Here is a 1,260-nt window from a genome sequence, read left to right on the forward strand (position 1 = left end):
GTAACGGTCGATTGGGGGTGCTGTAAACCACCCCAGAGGCTCGTGGTTGGCTTGCTAACTGCAGGGCTACTAAAAGCCCGCTCCGTACCGCCTAGCGGTTGGTGTCGGGTAGTTTACTCGGGTTAAACAGGCTGCAGTTTAGAGTTTAGTCTGAGGGGAAGGCGGGCTCAACGAAAAGATGGCTCCAGCCTGTTCAAGAGCAACTAAGGCATCTTGATTTGGGACAAGCCATGTTGGGTGCCGATTGAGTTGCTACTTTTTCTGGACGACGACTGGATTTGTCCTTGTACCCATCGGCGGAATGCTTGAATTGCTTTGTTTCTACCTAAGACTTTGCTCTCCTGTAGGTAATGAGGGATAACTTGCTTTAGGTTTAAGCCTGGGAAAGTTGGGCTTTCATCAACTTCTTGGTAATTGCCAAATCGGAGTACATTAACTTGAAGAATGCCTTGATCAAATCGCCATAGCTCCGGTACCTGAAGTGCTGCGTAAAGATCAAGATGGGTTCGGGATGTGATATCAACTTCAATTGCAAGATCGGGTAGTGGATCGATCATGAGATCTATTCGTTTCTTGCCGCGAATTGCTAGCTCATTCTGAATATAAAAGCACTGGTTAGGCTCCAGGCCATAAGTTGTAGGCTTTCTTAAGGTCACCGAACCTAAACTGCGGAACTCAATATCCAGCTCTTCCAACAGCGCTTTAATTAAATCACCAATGATCTCTTTATCATCCTCATGCTCTGGAAGCGGCATCATGATCTCCAGCAAGCCATGATCGTAAGCCAACCGAGACCCCCGCTGGTTTCCCAATTCGCTCAGTATGGTTTCAAACTCTTGCCAAGAGATGCCCTGCAAGACAACTCGCTGACCTGCTGGAACATGGATTTGCCGCAATTCCAGTAGCATGAATTCATCCTACCAATGAAAGTTAGTATCTATTTGGGATCCCTTCCTCGATTCCACAATTCTTTCCAATCATAGTTGACGCTACTGGCCCCAAAATCCGGCTCCCGTTGAAAAGGCCGCCGCACATACCGCACCTGGCAGCCTTCGCCCGGCACGGTGTAGGTGCCTGCAGGGGTCTTTACCCTGAAGGCATCCCCTTCTGGAAAGGCGGGATCGGCTGGCACTTCTACCAAAGCCAGGATGAAATGGTCGGGTTTGTTGAGAGCTGTCAAGATTTCATTTTTGGTAACGGTTACCGTCTTTGCTCCCTCAACTCTGCCTTTGACTTCAATGAAGCGAAGGCCTTCCCTTC

At 48.9% G+C, this 1,260-nt stretch carries 2 protein-coding genes; both read right to left on the minus strand.

Features of this window, described 5'->3' with window-relative positions:
- Nucleotides 1–203: 203 nt before the first annotated feature.
- Nucleotides 204–908 carry a Uma2 family endonuclease gene (locus NW838_RS02060; protein WP_414328701.1) on the minus strand — a complete coding sequence of 235 codons (705 nt, stop codon included), beginning with the start codon at nucleotides 906–908 and terminating at the stop codon, nucleotides 204–206.
- Between the two features lie 29 nt (nucleotides 909–937).
- Nucleotides 938–1,260, minus strand: a 323-nt coding sequence (locus tag NW838_RS02065) for a DUF3883 domain-containing protein (protein WP_414427414.1), incomplete at its 5' end; no start/stop codon positions are given.

The sequence above is a fragment of the Synechococcus sp. R55.2 genome (assembly GCF_047462075.1).
Taxonomy (GTDB): Bacteria; Cyanobacteriota; Cyanobacteriia; order Thermostichales; family Thermostichaceae; genus Thermostichus.

Excerpts from the sequence above, each read along its gene's own strand:
- NW838_RS02060 (WP_414328701.1), bottom strand. The coding sequence starts at position 908 with ATGCTACTGGAATTGCGGCAAATCCATGTTCCAGCAGGTCAGCGAGTT.